This is a genomic window from Sesame phyllody phytoplasma (assembly GCF_018390775.2).
In the GTDB taxonomy this organism is placed as follows: domain Bacteria; phylum Bacillota_I; class Bacilli_A; order Acholeplasmatales; family Acholeplasmataceae; genus Phytoplasma; species Phytoplasma australasiaticum.
This window is the reverse complement of the sequence record NZ_JAHBAJ020000013.1, coordinates 1-17649: the sequence shown is the minus strand read 5'-3', so window position 1 is coordinate 17649 and position 17649 is coordinate 1. Positions and strand designations below refer to the sequence as shown.

Below are 17649 nucleotides of genomic sequence, written 5' to 3'. Positions count from 1 at the left end.
GATAAATTATGGCAAGCCGGATGCTTGGAAACTTGCTTGTCCGGTTTAGATGGGGGCTGTTTGTAATAGATATCAGGAAGGTAAATCCTAATATTGAAACGCAAATATTCTATCTATATTAAAAAATTAATAGCTTTAGATGGTACACCTAATAAAAGTAAATTAGGAGCTAATGCTATCCTTGGAGTTTCTTTAGCTTGTGCGCGAGCCGGAGCTAATTATTTTAATATGGAATTATATGATTATTTAGGCGGTATACAACCAAAACAAATGCCTGTTCCTATGATGAATATAATTAATGGCGGTTCGCATGCTGATAATAATATTGATTTTCAAGAATTTATGATTTTACCTGTAGGCGCTCCTAATTTTAAAGAAGCTTTAAGATACGGTTCAGAAATATTTCATCATTTAGGTAAAATTTTAAAGTTAAAAAAATTAAATACAAATGTTGGAGACGAAGGAGGATATGCCCCCAATTTAAATTCAAATGAAGAAGCTCTTAAAATTATTTTAGAAGCTATTCATAATGCCGGTTACCAATCTGGTAAAGATATATATATCAGTATGGATATAGCTGCTTCTGAATTTTTTGATAAAAAAAATAAAAAATATGTTTTATCAGGAGAAAAAGGGCATAAATATTATTTAACTAGCTTAGAATTAGTGGATTATTTTGATAATTTAGTGAAAAAATACCCGATAATTTCTATCGAAGATGCTTTGGACGAAAACGATTGGGAAGGTTGGAAATTATTAACTAAAAAATTAAGAACAAAATTACAAATAGTTGGAGATGATTTGTTTGTAACTAATATCAAGAAATTACAAAAAGGAATTGAAAATAATATTGCTAATTCCATTTTAATCAAATTAAATCAAATAGGAACTTTAACAGAAACTTTAGAAGCAATTGAAATGGCGAAAAAAGCTGGTTATACAGCAATTATTTCTCATCGCAGCGGAGAAACTGAAGATGATTTTATTGCTGATTTATCTGTTGCTACTAATGTGGGTCAAATAAAAACAGGTTCTCTTTGTCGTACAGATCGTGTTACTAAATACAATCGATTATTACGAATTGAAGAAAAATTAACTACTACAGCACCTTTTTTAGGTTTAAAAGTATTTTATAATTTGCTAAAATAACTTTTTTCAATTTATTTAATTTAAAGTTAAAACAAATAATAAAAAATTACTAAGATCAACTTTAAGTTGATCTTTTTTATTTTTTTAAAATTTTTTAATCTTAATTAAATTAATAATATTGACGAAAATATAAATGTTTGTTAGAATTAATTGTCATTAAGAGAATCGCTGTTAATTTGAAAAAAATAATTTCTTAAAACTATTTAATTACTTTAAATTTTCTTTAAATAAAAAGTTAAAAATTATACATTTTAATAAAAATAATTAATTTTAAATTAAAAATAATTAATATAAATGTTTAATATAAACATGATAGGATGTAAAAATGGAAAAAGAATATGTGATTAAAAGAAAAACATTGATTAAAATTGCAATTTTATTATTATTATTATTTATTTTAATTATTATTTTACTTGGTTCCAACTCTTATAAGAGAGTCAATGAACCAACTAATAAACAAAAATATGATTATATAAAGGATTTTAATAAAAGTTTAAAATACTTGGATACAACAAATGGAAACAATAAATTTTATATTATAAAATCTTCTTCCGAAAATCCATTATTATTAGATTTTTCTCTTAGCACAACATCAGATCGTAGTATAAAAGGGAAGAGTTATAATAGTTATTTACTATTAAAATAATTAAAATTAATTATAATTTTTCAATAATATCAAAATATGTTACAATAATCATGAACACCAATGTTGTTTTACTATAAATTAAATATCAGAATATTATAAGGGGGATAAAAATATTTTGAAAAATAAAATTAAACAACTAAGGTTTATTCCCGGTTTATTATCATTATTATTTGTAGCGTTATGCTATATTATAATGAATAATAATATTTTATTAGCTCATTTAATGAATAACAGTGCCATGTTATCGGATTCGGTAGCTTTAACTAATCAAGATATTAACGATCTCAATAATGAACAAAAATCAAAATTATTGAAAATTTTTTATCAATATAATAATAAATTAAGCGCATCTAAACCTGTTGTAAATTCAATTCCAGCATTTGAAGAAGCAGTTTGTTTTCAATCTTTAGATAATTTAGTTTCAATAAATCAAAATACCTTTTACTCTGATATTGATGATATCACTCAATTACATAATATTGCGGCAAGCGCAAAAGATATTATAACATCAAGTTCACATGATCCATCTTTATCAACGATTCAAGCAAATAATTTAAAAGATACAGATAAGTGGAATCAACTTTTATCTAATTGTTGCAGAGATATTGTTGAAGCTTTGACTCAATTAATATTGAATTATAATTTTGGCATGCTTTTAAAATTAGCAGCTCAAACACCAGGTGTAGTAGCGCTTACTATCTCAAATATGAAATAATTTTTATTAAATGAAAAAAACTCTCAGAATTTATAATATATATTTTCTGGGAGTTTTTTTTAAATAATTATTAAAATTTTATTAATTTATTTTTTTTAAATTAAAATTTAATGTTTGATATTTTTTTTTAAAGCTACAATTTCATTAAAATTTCTTATTTGATTATTTTTATGTTCTAAATTGAAAAAACCATGTCTAATAAATTGAAATTTTTCTAAATTATTTTTAAAATCTAAAGTATTTTCTATAAAACCTTTTTGTTGTACCCAAGAGTTAAAATTAAAAAAATTTTTAATTTCTTCAGGTTTTTGCTTATTTAATTCATCAGTATTCTTTAATAATAAATCTTGATAAAAATTAAAAGTTGCTTCGGAAGAATTCTCAATAGTTAGAAAATGAATAGTACCATTAGGTTTACGTTGGTTAAAACCACTACCACTTTTAGTGATTGGATCGTAAGTAGCTAAAATTTCTATAATTTCTCCGGATTCATTAGTTATTATTTTATAAGCTTTAATAAAGTAAAAATATAAAAGTCTAACTTCTCCATTTAAAAATAATCTTTTAAAATCTTTATTAGGTTTATTTATTTCAAAATCGCTATGCTCTATATAAATATTACGTGAAAAAAAAACTTTTCTTTTGATTTGTTCATTATTTTTGTAATAAGGTATTTCGCGATATTCTATTTTATTTTCGGGATAATTGGTAATAGTTATTTTTAAAGGTTTGATAATAGCGATTATAGTTTTAGTTTTTAATTGTAAATCGTTTCTTAAACAGGCGTCTAACATATTTTTATCAATATTACTGTTTATTTTGGAAAGGCCAGCTTCTATGATGAAATTTTTAATTGCCAAGGGAGTTAATCCACGATTTCTTAAACCTATTAAAGTTGGCATACGTGGATCATCCCAACCTTGTACTAAATTATAATCAACTAATAATTTCAGAATTCTTTTGCTTAAACAAGTACCAACAATATTTAATCGACCAAATTCAATTTGTTGCGGAACGTGAATCATTTCGGTTTCTTTAATAATCCAATTATAAAGTGGACGGTGATCTTCAAATTCCAAAGAGCATAGTGAATGGGTAATTTTTTCTACAGAATCAGCTAAAGGATGAGCAAAATCATAAGTAGGATAAATATAATGATGTTGTTGCTTTAAACTTTTGGTATTCAAAATTCTATATAAAACTGGATCTCTTAAATTAATATTTGGACTAGACATATCAATTTTCGCTCTTAACACTTTTTTTCCTATTTGGAATTTACCTTGAGCCATTTGAATAAATAGTTTTAAGTTTTCTGATATAGAGCGATTACGATAAGGAGAACATTGTTGCATTTCTCTTGTTTTTTTTAACTCTTCTGTATTTAAATCATCTACAAAAGCTTTGTTTTTTTGTATTAATAAAATAGCTTTTTGATATATTATTTCGAAATAATCTGAGGTAAAAAAAATTTTATCCGGTTTATAACCTAACCAATTTATATCTTTTTGGATATTTTCAATATAAATAGATTTCTCACGTATTGGATTAGTATCATCATACCTTAAATATGTTTTTCCTTGAAATAATTTGGCTAATTCAAAATTAATAATGATAGCTCTAGCGTGTCCTAAATGTAAAAAACCGTTTGGTTCAGGAGGAAAACGAGTGATAATTTCAGATATTTTATTTTGTTGCAAATCCTTTTTCATAATAGTTTTGATAAAATTAGAGATTATCATAAAATATTTGTTTTTTCTCCTTTTTATTTTTATAAAATTAATTATTACTTGACGCAATTTTTTTTATTCTATATAGTATTATCTTTTTTTAAGTTTTTAAGATTAATTAATATAAATTATTAAATCTATAATGTATTAAGATAACTAAAGATATTATTAATTAAGCTCAATATTGTAATATTTAAATTTTGGTTTTGTATAATAATTTATTTTAGTTATATGATTGTTTTTTTGTAATTTATGGCAATTATATATCAATAATATCTTGTTTTTCGCGCATTAATTAATGTTATGTATTTTACTATTTAAAAAAATATTTTTTTGTTATTAATTACAAACTATAAAAAATTTTTTTAATTAGTGATCTCTTTTTTTAATTTTATCGATTATTTTTTCTTTTATTTATTATTTAGGAAATAATGTTGCTGGATAGTTTTTAAATAATTTTTTATTAATTTGCCGAAGTTTTTTGTCAAGTCATAAAATTATAGGCATATTTTATGATGATTTAAGTTATATATAACATACCTAAATAGAGATGTAATATAATAATTATATAATTTATTTTTAGTATTTTTACTTATAAAAAATAAAATTTAACAAAATATATCCAATAAATAGATTTTTCGATTAATTTTTATTAAAAATGAATATAAAAGTAATTAAGGTAGTTTTTTTTAAATATTTTTAGTATACTAAAGTAAGCGTTTTTTAAAAATTTTATTTTTTCAGGAGTCATCTTAAATGTATATTAAATTGATAAGTCGTGTTACTTTTTTATTAATATTATTTATTATTTTATTTGTGATAAAAAATGAATCAAATGCTAATATTGACAACAATTACGAAGATAATTATATAACATCTCTTGAAGAAATTCGAAAAACTTGGCGTAGCCTTGATCCGGAAAAAAATAAAAAAGATAATTCATAAAAAATAAAGTAAATTTTAGGAAAATATTATAAAAATTTTTAAAAAAATAGATTATAATCATAATAGAGAGATCATTTTTTTATGACAATTGTTAAAAATTGTCATTAAATTATGATCTCTCTTTTTAATTTATATTCAGAGTAGTTTTATTTTTATATAGATATTCGATTATTTAACCATTCTAAAATATCTTTATATATTGAAGTATAAAAATTATTATTTAATAAATTATGATTACTTGTGGAATATAATTTTAAAGTTTTATCAGGACTTTGGATTAATTCAAATAACTCTTTACTATGTGTATAATCAATAATATTATCTTTTTTTCCGTGTAATAATAAAATAGGTTTAGGATAGTAGAACTCATAATTAATTAAATTTTTTTGAAATTGTGTAATCATTAAAATCATAGTATTATAGATAAATCGAGTTGTAACAGTAGTAATTCTATTACTAATTTCTTCTAATCTTAAAGTTAATCTTTCGGATTCGGTATAATTATCCATGATGATAATTTTTTCATTTTGATTAATGCTCTTTGATTCTAAAATTTTTTTAGTTTTGTTCAAAATTTTTGAATATGTAGCGGTATTTATAACTCCATCTATATCTTGGAATTTATAAACGTAGCAATTATTAATAATACTTCCTAATGAATGACCTAATAAAAAGATTTTTAAATTGTTTTGTTTTTTTAAAAACGTTATAATTTTATGCAAATCATTTATAAAAATTTTGTCATCTTCAATATCTCCTAAATTATCGTGATTTTGTATACTTTGACCATGATTTCTTAAATCATATGTTATAGTATTATAATTATTTGCGTTTAGAAAATTAGTTAATCTTTCATATTCTTGAGAACTTTCTCCGATATCATGTGTAATGATGATGTTCGCTTTAGCTTTTTGAGGTTCTATAGCGTTTTTAACATTAACATATAGATTAGTATTATGATATCCTAATAAATAAAAATTAGAAAATTTTAGTATTTTAAAAACAAAAATTAAACAAATTGTCGTTTTAAATAAAATATTAAATATCAAATTATTATGTTTTTTATTTTTATTATTGAATTGTTTTTGATAATACATCTTAAAAATCTTTCTCCCATTTGAAAATAATTTTATGACTAAAAAATATTTTTTAATAATGAATTTGATATATTAAAAATTTAATAATATAAAGATAGATAAAAAATTAATAACAATTTACAAATTTTTATTTAATTAATGAAACTTAATTACAACTTATTAATCAATTAATATAATAACTAATAATTTCAAAATAAAATAAATTATTAAGATTTTTTATTATTTTTTTCATAAATATAAAAAAATTAAATATATAATGATTAAAAATAAATAAAATAAATTTAAAACTTTATTTTTGGTTTATTAAAACTAAAAAAATATTAAGTTAATTTTATTTTTTTCTAACTTTTATGCGATAATCATAATCATCACTATAACTTAATTTATATGCGATAAAATAAATTTGAAAAGTAAATGCATAATGTTCTCTATTTTTCCAAAAACCAAATTTTAATGGAATAAAAGTTTCTCCTATTAAAATGTTATGATTTAATATTTTTTCCACATTATGAATTGTGATTAATCCATCACTTTTATTAAATTCAATATTGGAATTTTGTTCATAAACAAAATTTTCTTTTAAAGCTTTGTCAATTTCTAATTTGCAAGATCCTACTAAATAATAAGGCAATTTAATCAAAAAACGATACAAAGTCGTTTTCTCTTTCATTATATTAATCAAATTAAAAGACATAGATTTAGATTCTGAATTATCAGGTATATTCATAAAAGGAATTTTAGAAATTTTTTTTGATATTGGAAAAAAAAATATTATAAAATAACTTAATATAATTAAGAACCAAATCAATACTATTTGGATAAATATATTGTAATTGTTTTTTTTTTGCTCATATTGTTCATATTGTTGCCATTTCTCCTGATATATCACCCATTTGAACAAAATATTCCGGGTAGACAATAAGTTTTTGTGTTTTTATTTTTTTGAAAATGATAATTTCACTTCATTTAATTCTTTACAAATTTTATCTAACCAATCAGGAACAGATTGATCTAATAAGTATTTGAGTGCATGAAAAAAACAATAACCATCCCCAGGAGTGTCACTCGAATGTTTAATATAAAAATGTTGATTGTTATAATTTTGCATATTTAATGTAATAATGGAATTATTTGATATCTCATATAAAGACTTTACTTCTGCTAAAAAACTTGTAGACGGTTTAATTACTCTGATTTTCAATATTATTGTTTTATTTATTTTTTTAGATAAAAAATCAATAGTGCTTTGTATCAAAAATGTTTCTGCAGTGTTTAATGATCTATTAAAAATTTTTTCTTCAATTTGTGTTATGTTCAAAGTTTCATCATTAGCCAATTGGTTATATTGTTCGCGTAAATTTTCATCTTTTAATCCTATTTTAAAATGTTCAAATCCTAGATAAGCTAATTTTTCAACTAATTTACGATTTTCCAAACCTTGATCATAGATCCTTCGATAAGAATAATTATCATAATTCGATGTTTGTTTTTCTTTTGTTTTATATACCAAACGATGGCCAATAATAAAAATTATGATTAATGACCATAAAAGTACAAACATACCGAAAATAATTTTAAATTTTTTTTTAATATTAAACATATTTTTTAAGTTTATTTAACCATTTTCCTTTCACGTTATTAAATTAATTTTTTTATTGGTTATCTAAAATAATTTTAAATTTAATTAAAAAAAATTAATTTATAATATTAAATATAATAGAATCATAGTTTTTTATAACTATATAAAAAAGATTAAAAAAATAATTCAAATAATTTAGTGAATTTATTATTATAAATAAATTAATTTTATGCATTTAGAAAATTTTATTTTTAAAAATAAAAATAAAATATTTTTTATTAATTAGTTAATTAAAATAATTATTAAATATTTTAAATAAATATTTTTTGTAGAGGTTTTTGTAATATATGTTTTCTAATAATCGTAATCGTTTTTTTAAATGTATAAATGACAATTCTATAGCTTTATTTTATTCAGGTCATTCACATTATAAAAGTGGGGATCAATTATTTCCATTCGAAGTTAATAAAAATTTTTACTATTTAACAGGAATTCAACAAGATGGTAGCATTTTAATTCTTATAAAAAAATCATCAATGCAAAAAACATTTTTATTTATACCTAACATAAATCCTATTCATAAATTATGGAATGATGATCAATTAAATAAAGAACAAATAACTAATATATCAAAAATTTCATGTAATAATATTTATGAAATGAAAGATTTTAATGTTTGGCTTAATCAACAAATTTGTGAATTTAAATCATTGTCACCGAAAGTTTATTTTGATATTCCGTATTATCATAAAAAATATTATTGTTGGGGTTATGAACAAATTTATAAATTTTTAAGTTCTTGGCCTTGGATCGAAATAGCCAACAGTTCTCCAATTTTATTAAATTTGCGTAAACAAAAAAATAATGAAGAAATTAATTATATTAAGCATGCCATTGACATACATTATCATTCTTTAATATATACATTTAATAATTTAAAAAAATGTCAATATGAATTTGAAATATCAGCTCATTTTCATTATTTTTTAGAAATGCAAAAAGCTAAAAATGCTTTTGAAACTATTGTTGCTTCGGGAAAAAACGCTTTAATTTTGCATTATAACAAAAATAATTCTAAGTTAAATGATGAAGATATTTGTTTAATGGATGCAGGGGTAGTAATCAATAATTATTCTTCAGACATTACTCGTTGTTTCCCTTTAAAACATAAATTTACATCTATACAAAATCAAATTTATGATTTAGTTTTAAACACTAATAAAATATTAATTAATTGGGTTAAACCTGAACATAGTATGCAAGATTTAAATAGATACGGAAAACAAATTCTAGCTCAAGGTATGCTAAAACTTGGATTTGTAGAAAAAATTGAAAATTATTTTTATCATAGTATTAGTCATTATTTAGGTTTGGATACGCATGATGTTTTAGGTATAAGTCCAGAAGAACCTATTGGAGAAAATAGCGTTATTTCTATTGAACCTGGTTTATATATTGAACATTTAAATTTGGGAATTCGAATTGAAGATAATATTATTGTAAAAAAACAAGGAAATATTAATTTATCTGCTAAAATTCCTAAAGAAATTGCAGAAATAGAATCATTAATAATTAAATAAATATTTGACCAAATATTATAACATTAACTATATAAAAAATAATTTAGAATTTATTTGTTTTAAATTAGATTTGTTATAATATCAATGTTATATATAAATTATTTATTTTTGCCTTTAAAAGATGATAAATTTTATTTATAATTTTCGCAAAATATTCTAATATTAATATTAAATTATTTTCATTTTGTTTTTATAAAAATCCTCCATTCAAAAAGTAACAAAAAACGAAATTAAAAATTAGTTTATTTATATTTATATTATTGGTCTTATTGAAAGAATAATAAATTTAAAAAGATTCGAGAATAAATAAAAATTATTCTATTTTTTTATATTTAAAAACATAATTAACCAACAACAGAAATTTTAATCTAATTAGAAAATAATTAGAAAAAATATCCTAAATAAACATTTTTAGAAATATTTTAAAATCTGTATTAAATGAAAAATTATATAAAGTTATTAAAATAGAACAATTTATAAATCATAAATATTTTACATTATTTTCTTATAAAGATCAAAACAAATTATAAAATAGAAAAAAATTATGAAATAGAAAATTATTATTTTATTAAAAATCATTTTTAAAATTATTAAAAAAATTAAAAAAGATTAAAAAATAATATTTAATTTAAAAAGGGGATTTTAATATTTGTTAAAATTAACAAAAATTAAATTTATATGTTTATTATTGTTGGCATTATTATTAATTTATTTATTTGATCATTTTTATTATACGAAAAAAGATTATGACATTGTTACCACATTAAATAATCATTTAGATTTTAGAATATCAGAAAATATACCCATTAATGAAGGAGATCGCATAATTAAAATTATTAAAATTATTGATCAACAAGGCAATATTAAAGAATATGATCCTATTACAGGAGAATTGGTACATAAAAAATTTAATTCAAAAGATATGATCACTGGATACGATTATAATCATGTATCTGATGATATTATTAATTTGGATCATTTAGATAATTTTAAAAAAAAAATTTTTTTAGATGGCAATATTCACGAATATGATGATCAAAAACGTTTATTTCGTAAAATCAATTCTAATGGGATTATTAAGAAATATGATCATAATGATAAAAAAATAGAAATAATTTTACCAAATAAAGATTATAAATATGATAAATATTTATTACAAGAAAAATTTCCTGAAAAAAAACAAAAAACTTATAAATATCATAAAATCCAAGAAACTTTTGCTAATGGTATAACTAGATATTATAAAAAAGATGTTATTCAAGAAATTTCTAATAAATATATTCGCGAATATAATCCTAAAACTAAAACAATACAAAAGATCATTTTTCCAAATGGCGAACAACGTAAATATTATGGTTTTTATTTATTTTTTTTAGATCAAGATAATTTAATAGATAAATTTATTCGAAAATATAGAATTCACAAAATGCATAAAAATTATTTTTTTAAATTAGAACAAGAAATTTTACCTGATGGTACTATTATAAAATATGATAATAATTTATTACCGATCCAAATAAAAACAAAAGATAACATAATCAAAACAGAATATTTATTAAATACAAATACAGAAAATAATTCGATTAAAATGAAACAATTACCTGATAATTCTATAGTTGAAATAGATGAAACAAAAAATTATAAAATTATTAAAATTACTGATAACAATGGAATCACAAAAAATACTGAAATAATATATTCAGATAATGATATGTGTAAAAATATTGTTAAAATAATTTTTCCTCATGGTTATATTCAAGAATTTGATGAATTTAATGGCAATTTAGTTAAAGAAATATGGCCTAATCAACATATTTTCGAATACACTTATTTAGGAAATACAATGCAATTAAAAAAAGAAATAACTTCTACTGGCAATGAAATTCACTATTATTACGATGATCATTATCCTTTGACATTATCTAATATAGTTATCCCAGGAATAATGTATATCCCTTGTCATTTACCATATAGTTATGATAATTAATCCGAAAAGATAATTTTTGATATTATTTTTTTAATATCCAAGAGATTTTAATATCCAAGAGATTCTATAGCTTTTTTTAAAGCTTGCCAAGGTAAACTAATACAAGTAATTTTTCCAGGATTATCACAAAAAAATTTAAAAATTTGCAATTCTTCGTTAATTTCATTAAAATCAAATTTTTGTTGATTTAACATAGATAAAAAATTTTTAATTTTAAATAATATGTTTTTAATTTTTTGTTGTTTAACAATTATAGACATAATACTCGCTGAAATACAACAAATTGCGCAAGCTTGAGTATTATGGCGAATATTTTGTAATTCGTGATTAATAATATAAAGTTGTAATTCTATCGCATCACCGCAATAATTATTTTGGTAACGAAAATATGAATAATTAGGATCATCTAATAGACCTTGGTTTTGAGGATTATTCAAATGATATATCATAATTTTTTTATCTTTATCTTTTAAATAAATCAACATTTACCTCTTTCTTTCAGTAATAAAATTAGTTTTATTTTTGTAATAAATATTTGTATCGTGTTATCACATGTAACTAAAACGTAATTTATTAAAATTATATTCTTATTACTATAAAAAATTATATAATACTATTTAAATCTTTAATTTTGTTTAAAACAGAAATTAAATAGTTAATATCTTTATCATTATTATAAATACCTGCTGAAATTCTAATAGTACTAATTTGATTAATTTTTTTCATAATTAAATTGGCACAATGTTTACCAGTTCGCACATAAATATTATGATGATTTAAAAAATTTTCTATATCATGGGCATGAATATATTTAAAATTAAATAAAATCATATTTGTAGATTGAGGATTAAAAACTATAATTTGAGGCATTAATTTTAAAAAAATATGGATTTTTTTAATAATATTACTAGTATATTGTTGTATTCGATTTATTCCTATTGTTGCAATAAAATTCAAACTTTTTTGTAAAGCTAAAATAGCTCCAATATTTAATGTACCTGGTTCAAATTTATTTGGTAATTCATTAAACATAAAATTATTATGATTGACTTCGCAAACATTACCTCCGCCCACAATAGGAGGAGATAATCGTTCTAATAATTTTTGTTTACTGAATAAAATACCAATCCCAAAAGGGCCATATATTTTATGAGCTGAAAAAGCTAAAAAATCTATATCTAAATCACGAACATCTATAGATAAATGTGTAATCGATTGTGCTGCGTCTAAAATTACCAAAATGTTCTTTTGATGCGCAATATAAGTAATTTCTTTAATAGGCGTTTCATAACCGAAAGTATTAGATATATGATTTAAAACTACAAATTTAGTTTTATTAGATAAAACTTGACAAAAATTATCTACTGTTATTTTATAATCTTTATCCAAAGGAATAAAAATTAATTTAGCTTGTTTTTCTTTAGCTATTCGCATCCAAGGCAATAAACATGAATGATGTTCTAATTCGGAAGTAATAATTTCATCACCAGGTTTAATAAAATGTCGTAACATTTCGGCAATCATATTTAGAGATTCAGTAGCACCCTTGGTAAAAATAATTTCTTTAGGCTGAGCATTTAAGAATTTCGATATATCTTTTCGAGTTTGCTCAATTAATAAATTATTTTGCATTGCTAAACCAGAAGATGAACGAATATTCATACCATTATTATTATAAAAATTTTGCAATTCTTCAATAACTATTCGAGGTTTCAAAGTAGTTGCAGCGGAATCAAAATAAATTAAATCAGGATTATTTTCAAAAATAGGGAAATACTTACGAAATTGATTAATCATATAAATTTATCTTTTATTTATCGAATTTATTTAAAATATTATATTTAAGTTGTTCTGGATTTCCAACCATAATATAGTCATGATTAGGTTTACCTGTTTGTAATAAAGTTTTTTTTACTTCTTCATTTCGCAAAAACCATTTCATTGCTTTTATATTTTGACTACTTTGACAATTTTTTTTAGCGGCTAAAATAATAGCATACGAAGAAAAAACAATATCTGTAGGTTCTTCGTTTTCATTAGTTCCTAAGCCTATAGAACCTAAACGTAAAAAATTAACATTTTTCCTCATTAAACCGGGACAATTAATAGCTAAATCATATGTATTATAATCTTCAAATAATTGAGCTACTTTAAAAATGTTATCTGTTTTAATAAATTGCAAGTTAGAAATATTTTCAATATCTTCTAAAGATAAATTATAACCTTTTTGTTCGATAATTTTTTCATCAATTTTAATTAAATTTAATTTTCTTAATAATAATAATGAACGCGATAAATCACAAGGAGCAGTAAACAAATCATTAAACGGAGCAAAAAGAACTCTAGCGTTTTTTATTTTTTTTACATCCTCTAATGTTTGAATTTTTAAAGGGTTTTGTTTATTAGCATATAATCCATATTTAGGATGAAAAAAAGGTTCAATCATTTCTAAACGTTCTAAAGGTTCAGGAGCAAAGTAATTATTATAAGCTTTTAAAGTATGAAAGTTGTTGGCAATATTAAAATCAATAATTCCTGCTTTTAAAGCATCGTTACAATTTACTTGATATTGTTCTTTTAATTGATTTTCATCAAAAATTTGCAATTCAAAACCAATTTGATTAATTAATTTTTTATTTTTTTGTAAAGTTTCTAAAGTAGATGGAAAATTAGTAGCTATTTTAATGATTTTTTTTGATTTCGTTTCACAACCACATGATTGACAATTAAACATTTTTTAAATGGACCTTCTTCTTTTTATATGTTTTTTATAACCAATTTTTAACTATTCTGTTTTTGATTTTTTCTGGATCAGAAATCATTACATAATCAATTTCACCGTTATTTGTTTGATTAGCGTGAAATTTTTTAACTTCTGAGTTTTGTAATATTTTTTGCAACAATTTAATTTCTTGACTATCTGCATTACTTTGACGCGAAATTAAAGCTATAGCATAAGATTCTACTAATTCATCTTGAGGTTCTTTATCATCTGAAATATTAGAGCCAATTCTAATAAAATCAGCATTGTATTTCATAAAAGCTGGCCAATTAGCCATTAAATCAAATTCATCTGGCTGTTCAAATTGATAAGGTATTTGTGAAGTTTTAATAAATTGTAAATTGTATGGGTTACTAATATCTTCTAAACTTATATCTAATTTTTTAGTTTTAATAATATTTTCAGGAATGCTAATTAATCCTAAATTTTTCAATAGTAAAAGTGATCGAGACATATCGCATGGTTGAATAAAAGCAAAAGATACTGCTAATAATACTTTTAAATTCTGATATTGTTTCACTTTTTCTAAATTAGTAAGTTGTTTTTTATTGTTACGATTTATATATAAACCATATTTAGAGTGATAAAAAGGTTGTATGTAAGAAAATAATTCTTTATTTTGTTTTTTTAAGAATTCATTATAGGCTTTAAAAACATGTACATTAGTATAAATTAATCCATCTACAGAACCATCAGATAATTTATCAATACTTTCTTCGGTCCAATCAGTTTTAATAACTTGTAAATCTATTCCTTGTGGAAAATAAATTTCTTTAGCTTTATTTAAAGTATTTAATACAGCTTGTATCGGACTAGCAACTTTTATTATTTGTAATTTTGGTTTAGAAAAATTCATATTTTTTTTCTTTCTAAAAATAAATATATACTCTTTAATAATATAAAAATTTAATTATAATGAAATGATTTCTTTATTAAGTGATATTAACTCAATAAAATAGTTTAAATGATTTTTTAACCACAATATTTTAAAATTCTTTATATAATATAGGTTTAATTTTAAAATATTGATAATTATTTAACATACGGGAAATTGGACATTTCTGATGAACAATATTCATAATATCTTGTGTTTCGGTAAGTGATAAATTTTTAATACCGCACACTAAATTTATATCGAAATAAAAACCTTTATCATCGCTACAACTATTGCATAAAATTTTAATTTTAAAATCAGAATGATTCAAATATTTACGTGTGGTTTTATAAAAACAAATCAATAAAGATACACAAAATAATTCTTTAGGATTGCTAATTTCAGAACTATTTGCGAATGCTGAAGTTAGCTTTGTTTTTAACCCTTTATGAATAATACCTATATCTTGTAATTTTGGTTCATAATAAGCTATAATTTCTATTTGGTTTTTCATGTTTAGACATACCTTTTAAAATTTGATAACAATTAAAATATAATATTAAATTAATTTTCTAAATAGATTTTTTTTAATTTATTATTTTTTATAACTAAATCAAAAATATTAGCGTTTAACAAATAAATTCCGTGAGCCGGATTAACATCGTCATTTTTTATTTTAGTCAAAATATTTAAATTTAAAAATTTTTGAGTAATTGGCGATTGATTAGTTAAAGGAAAAGTTTGATTTTTATTTTTAATAAAAGTTTTTAAAACTTCTTGCTCTAAAAGATCACAATTCAATAAATAACGTTCAATTTTATAATTAAAATTAAATCGATATATTAAATTCATAATTATAAATGTTATCGCAATAACAAATATAATTACAACCAATATATAATACTTCATTATTTTTATTTAATCTCCGTTTATTTTTTATTTTTCATTGCTAACATAATTTGCTGAAGTTGTTTTTCACTAGGACTCCTTCCCATTTGTTTAAACATTTCTTTAATTTGTTTTTTATTAATGGGAGGGTTTTTTTCTAAATATTTTTTAAAACCAAAAAACATAATTAATGCTCCTGATAAAATACCTATAATTAAACCCAATAAAAATGAAATTGTTTCGAACCAAGCCATAAAATATACTAAATTCCCCTTTCCAAATTAATATTTTTTTGTTAAATAATAGGTTTGTAAAAAACTAACCTTTTGCTACCATATTTTTTATTTTTAACTAAAATAAATTTTTGATCAACATCAGGTAATAAATTTTTATGATTAGTTTCATAAATAACCCAACTTCTAGAATGGATTATTTTAAATAATTTTTGAAATAAATTTTTGATTTCAAAAGCATAAGGAGGATCTAAAATGATTACATCAAATTTAATTTTTTGCGATATAAATCTTTTTAATATATTTAAATAGTTTTTGTAAAAAACTATTATTTGTTGATTATTAATTTTCAGTTTGTTTTGATTTTTTCTAATGGTTAAATATGCTGGAAGCGAATTATCTACCATAAAAATTTTTTTAGCTTCTCTGCTTAAAGCTTCAAAACCATAAGCCCCAGAACCTGCAAATAAATCTAAGACAATACTATTATGAATATCTTTCTGAATAGTATCAAATAAAGCTTTTCGAATTAAATGAGTAGAACTTTTAGTTTTTTGTGAAGGTACTAAATTTAAACGAAAATTTTTATATTTTCCTGATATAATACGTAACATTTAGATATTACCAAACTTTTTTCAATTTAAATATTTTTTTACTTAAAGAATTTAAAATTTTTATTTGCTCTGGAAAAGGTTCAAATCCTTTTTTACTATAATAATTGATATTATTTTTTAATAATTCGTATATTGTCTGATCTAGATTTTTAAAAGCTAATTCCCGAAAATAATTAATATTAGGGAACTCTCTGCTATCTTCTATTTTATCACTAATTAAAATAATTTTGTCTAATTTATTCATGTCTTCGTGGCCCCAAACATGTTTACGAATGGCATTAAAAATATTTGTATTATTAATATTAAATTCTTTTTGAAGTATAATAGGTGCGCTAAAAGCATGATACATAAATACCATTTGTTTATATTTATTAATAATTTCGTTATCTAATAAAGATAAATGAAATTCTAATGATTCATTTTTAGTATAATCATGAAATAAAGCAGCTATTTGAGCTTCTTCAACATTTTCTCCATAAAATAAAGCTAAATCAGTAGCTTTTTGATAAACTCCTAAAATATGATTCAAACGATAAATATCATTTTTAAATTTATTATTAATTTTTTTTAAAATTGTTTCTATTAACATAAATTATAATTATTTATTATTTAATAAAATTCTTAAACTTATTATTATAAATACTTAAATTAGTTTTTCGAATTAAATTAATTAAAGGTCTTTCTATAAAAAAACGATTACATTTTGTAAATAAATTTTCTTGTGATTTATTCAAAGGCTTTACTAAAATAGATATAATATTTAATTTATTAGCTCCTTTAATATCTGTGGTTAATTGGTCCCCAATCATAACTACTTCGTGATTTTTTGTTTT

General features: G+C 21.2%; 19 protein-coding genes and 1 pseudogene. 6 read left to right on the top strand and 14 right to left on the bottom strand.

Annotation, left to right across the window (positions count from 1 at the left end; translation table 11 throughout):
• Window positions 1–120: 120 nt before the first annotated feature.
• The 3 genes and pseudogenes from eno to KHD59_RS01945 form a co-directional block, all read left to right on the top strand.
• Window positions 121–1149, top strand: a pseudogene (gene eno / locus KHD59_RS01955) (phosphopyruvate hydratase); the annotation flags it as partial.
• Window positions 1150–1474: 325 nt separating this feature from the next.
• Entirely contained in the window at window positions 1475–1795 is a 321-nt protein-coding gene (locus KHD59_RS01950; protein WP_213680455.1) for a hypothetical protein, read from the top strand.
• 115 nt (window positions 1796–1910) lie between these two features.
• Window positions 1911–2510 carry a hypothetical protein gene (locus tag KHD59_RS01945; protein ID WP_213680454.1) on the top strand — a complete coding sequence of 200 codons (600 nt, stop codon included), beginning with the start codon at window positions 1911–1913 and terminating at the stop codon, window positions 2508–2510.
• A gap of 107 nt (window positions 2511–2617) precedes the next feature.
• Here the strand turns inward: KHD59_RS01945 and glnS are convergent, their stop codons facing one another.
• Window positions 2618–4249, bottom strand: coding sequence for a glutamine--tRNA ligase (glnS, locus tag KHD59_RS01940; RefSeq protein WP_213680453.1), 1632 nt, complete (start codon window positions 4247–4249; stop codon window positions 2618–2620).
• A gap of 744 nt (window positions 4250–4993) precedes the next feature.
• On the opposite strand from glnS, the gene KHD59_RS01935 reads away from it, so the two are divergent.
• A complete protein-coding gene (locus KHD59_RS01935; RefSeq protein WP_213680452.1) occupies window positions 4994–5182 on the top strand; it encodes a hypothetical protein in 189 nt (62 codons plus the stop codon).
• A 152-nt stretch (window positions 5183–5334) separates the two neighbouring features.
• On the opposite strand, the gene KHD59_RS01930 is transcribed toward KHD59_RS01935, so the two are convergent.
• From KHD59_RS01930 to KHD59_RS01920, 3 genes are all read right to left on the bottom strand, one after another.
• On the bottom strand, window positions 5335–6279 hold the full coding sequence (locus tag KHD59_RS01930) for an alpha/beta fold hydrolase (RefSeq protein WP_213680451.1): 945 nt from the start codon (window positions 6277–6279) through the stop codon (window positions 5335–5337).
• Window positions 6280–6610: 331 nt separating this feature from the next.
• Complete coding sequence (locus KHD59_RS01925) at window positions 6611–7006, bottom strand: hypothetical protein (RefSeq protein ID WP_193622151.1); 396 nt, start codon at window positions 7004–7006, stop codon at window positions 6611–6613.
• A 207-nt stretch (window positions 7007–7213) separates the two neighbouring features.
• A complete protein-coding gene (locus KHD59_RS01920; RefSeq protein ID WP_213680450.1) occupies window positions 7214–7879 on the bottom strand; it encodes a hypothetical protein in 666 nt (221 codons plus the stop codon).
• A 326-nt stretch (window positions 7880–8205) separates the two neighbouring features.
• On the opposite strand from KHD59_RS01920, the gene KHD59_RS01915 reads away from it, so the two are divergent.
• Together KHD59_RS01915 and KHD59_RS01910 are read left to right on the top strand one after the other, a co-directional pair.
• Window positions 8206–9438, top strand: coding sequence for an aminopeptidase P family protein (locus KHD59_RS01915; protein WP_213680449.1), 1233 nt, complete (start codon window positions 8206–8208; stop codon window positions 9436–9438).
• A 649-nt stretch (window positions 9439–10087) separates the two neighbouring features.
• On the top strand, window positions 10088–11425 hold the full coding sequence (locus KHD59_RS01910) for a hypothetical protein (protein ID WP_213680448.1): 1338 nt from the start codon (window positions 10088–10090) through the stop codon (window positions 11423–11425).
• Window positions 11426–11472: 47 nt separating this feature from the next.
• Here the strand turns inward: KHD59_RS01910 and KHD59_RS01905 are convergent, their stop codons facing one another.
• The 10 genes from KHD59_RS01905 to KHD59_RS01860 form a co-directional block, all read right to left on the bottom strand.
• Window positions 11473–11910 carry an iron-sulfur cluster assembly scaffold protein gene (locus tag KHD59_RS01905; protein ID WP_036690681.1) on the bottom strand — a complete coding sequence of 146 codons (438 nt, stop codon included), beginning with the start codon at window positions 11908–11910 and terminating at the stop codon, window positions 11473–11475.
• 118 nt (window positions 11911–12028) lie between these two features.
• Window positions 12029–13222, bottom strand: a complete 1194-nt coding sequence (locus KHD59_RS01900) for an aminotransferase class V-fold PLP-dependent enzyme (protein WP_213680447.1) — start codon at window positions 13220–13222, stop codon at window positions 12029–12031.
• Between the two features lie 13 nt (window positions 13223–13235).
• Window positions 13236–14159, bottom strand: a complete 924-nt coding sequence (locus tag KHD59_RS01895) for a MetQ/NlpA family ABC transporter substrate-binding protein (protein WP_213680446.1) — start codon at window positions 14157–14159, stop codon at window positions 13236–13238.
• Between the two features lie 34 nt (window positions 14160–14193).
• Window positions 14194–15063 carry a MetQ/NlpA family ABC transporter substrate-binding protein gene (locus tag KHD59_RS01890; protein WP_213680445.1) on the bottom strand — a complete coding sequence of 290 codons (870 nt, stop codon included), beginning with the start codon at window positions 15061–15063 and terminating at the stop codon, window positions 14194–14196.
• A gap of 130 nt (window positions 15064–15193) precedes the next feature.
• On the bottom strand, window positions 15194–15595 hold the full coding sequence (locus tag KHD59_RS01885) for an OsmC family protein (RefSeq protein WP_004994706.1): 402 nt from the start codon (window positions 15593–15595) through the stop codon (window positions 15194–15196).
• A 50-nt stretch (window positions 15596–15645) separates the two neighbouring features.
• Window positions 15646–15990 carry a super-infection exclusion protein B gene (locus KHD59_RS01880; protein WP_004994708.1) on the bottom strand — a complete coding sequence of 115 codons (345 nt, stop codon included), beginning with the start codon at window positions 15988–15990 and terminating at the stop codon, window positions 15646–15648.
• 20 nt (window positions 15991–16010) lie between these two features.
• Window positions 16011–16223: a YneF family protein gene (locus tag KHD59_RS01875; protein ID WP_004994710.1), complete on the bottom strand. Its 213-nt coding sequence runs from the start codon at window positions 16221–16223 to the stop codon at window positions 16011–16013.
• A 41-nt stretch (window positions 16224–16264) separates the two neighbouring features.
• Window positions 16265–16816, bottom strand: coding sequence for a 16S rRNA (guanine(966)-N(2))-methyltransferase RsmD (gene rsmD, locus KHD59_RS01870; protein WP_004994711.1), 552 nt, complete (start codon window positions 16814–16816; stop codon window positions 16265–16267).
• A 7-nt stretch (window positions 16817–16823) separates the two neighbouring features.
• Entirely contained in the window at window positions 16824–17405 is a 582-nt protein-coding gene (gene yqeK / locus KHD59_RS01865) for a bis(5'-nucleosyl)-tetraphosphatase (symmetrical) YqeK (RefSeq protein ID WP_004994713.1), read from the bottom strand.
• A 16-nt stretch (window positions 17406–17421) separates the two neighbouring features.
• Window positions 17422–17649 (bottom strand): HAD hydrolase-like protein (locus KHD59_RS01860; protein ID WP_213680444.1); only part of this gene is annotated, 228 nt, incomplete at its 5' end.